Source organism: Bifidobacterium amazonense, from assembly GCF_018555435.2.
GTDB classification, from domain to species: domain Bacteria; phylum Actinomycetota; class Actinomycetes; order Actinomycetales; family Bifidobacteriaceae; genus Bifidobacterium; species Bifidobacterium amazonense.
Map to the genome: position 1 here is coordinate 1 of NZ_JAFEJT020000121.1, position 1933 is coordinate 1933.

At 54.8% G+C, this 1933-nt stretch carries 1 protein-coding gene; it reads right to left on the reverse strand.

Translation table 11 applies throughout. The features are described from left to right. Nucleotides 1-607: 607 nt before the first annotated feature. Nucleotides 608-1486 carry a hypothetical protein gene (locus tag JS533_RS13570; protein WP_241515346.1) on the reverse strand — a complete coding sequence of 293 codons (879 nt, stop codon included), beginning with the start codon at nucleotides 1484-1486 and terminating at the stop codon, nucleotides 608-610. Nucleotides 1487-1933: the final 447 nt, after the last annotated feature.

Genomic DNA, 1933 nt, shown 5'->3' on the forward strand with positions numbered 1-1933 from the left:
GGCATAAGTGCGGATAAGCGGTGGATAACTGGGGGATAATTCAGGTCAGCATATGGGGATAACTTGCCAAAACGTTGGAATTACAACGTTTGTGGATTGTGGATAATGTGCATAACAAGTTATCCACAACGATGTGGATAACCGTGGGTACGGCTGGTTATGCACATAATGTGGATAAGTATGGGGATAACTCGTGGATAACTGCCCGAAATCGGTGGACAACCGCTACGTTGTCGGTGGATAGACGGTGGATAACTTGTGGATAACTCCGCTCACCCCTTGGAATTTCAACGTTTTACCCTGTGGATAACTCAATTGTCAATCGGTTGATGCGCCCATGGCCACCGGTCAAGACGCGTCATCTTGCAGTGTGAAATGGCATGGTCATGTGGATAACTGGATGAATGACATCCCGATGCCACTTGACTTTCCATTGAGGAAAGTGTTATGCTTTCCGTAACGGAAACAATCTTGGGGATACGCAACCCGCGAACGCTTCCGGACCGGTCAATCAACCACACGACCATCGCCGTACATCACAGCATCGGTCGTTTCCGCAACGACAGCGAGTCCAGTCCATCATCCGTCATCGGAAACAAGGAAGTCATCATGAACCGCACTCCCCAACCCGGCGCGGCATCGGCCGTGCGGCAATCGTCGCAGCAATCCGTCGACCGACAGTACGACCGACTGTCGCCGCCGACCAATCCGACGCGTACCGACACAACAGGCGCGTTCCGCTCTCCCACATCATCGCAGTCGCAACAATCCGTGGAACCGCAGCTTGCCAGTGGACGAGCGGCACCAGCATAAGCACGGTGAGTATCGCGATGGGCACCACGAGCATGGCCACCATGCATGCCATCGACAGGGAGGTGGGCGGCCATGCCAGAAGACGCAGGCCACGCTTGCGCCAGATGCGGACCAGCACCACGACCGACGCGATCAGGCCTGCGATCATGCACGCTCCGGCGATGGCGTAGACAGGGCTGTCCAAGTCGATGGTCTCGCTGCGCATCAGCCACAGTATGGCCATGATCAGCGCGAGGAAGACGCCCATGACGATGTCGAAGGAGAGGGGAAGCGTGTAGCGCTCGGCCATCGCCTCGCGGTCGGCGTTGAGGAAAGAGAGTGCGTCCGCGGCGGTCAGCTGCGGTTCCACGGATTGTTGCGACTGCGATGATGTGGGAGAGCGGAACGCGCCTGTTGTGTCGGTACGCGTCGGATTGGTCGGCGGCGACAGTCGGTCGTACTGTCGGTCGACGGATTGCTGCGACGATTGCCGCACGGCCGATGCCGCGCCGGGTTGGGGAGTGCGGTTCATGATGACTTCCTTGTTTCCGATGACGGATGATGGACTGGACTCGCTGTCGTTGCGGAAACGACCGATGCTGTGATGTACGGCGATGGTCGTGTGGTTGATTGACCGGTCCGGAAGCGTTCGCGGGTTGCGTATCCCCAAGATTGTTTCCGTTACGGAAAGCATAACACTTTCCTCAATGGAAAGTCAAGTGGCATCGGGATGTCATTCATCCAGTTATCCACATGACCATGCCATTTCACACTGCAAGATGACGCGTCTTGACCGGTGGCCATGGGCGCATCAACCGATTGACAATTGAGTTATCCACAGGGTAAAACGTTGAAATTCCAAGGGGTGAGCGGAGTTATCCACAAGTTATCCACCGTCTATCCACCGACAACGTAGCGGTTGTCCACCGATTTCGGGCAGTTATCCACGAGTTCTCCCCATACTTATCCACATTATGTGCATAACCAGCCGTACCCACGGTTATCCACATCGTTGTGGATAACTTGTTATGCACATTATCCACAATCCACAAACGTTGTAATTCCAACGTTTTGGCAAGTTATCCCCATATGCTGACCTGAATTATCCCCCAGTTATCCACCGCTTATCCGCACTTATGCC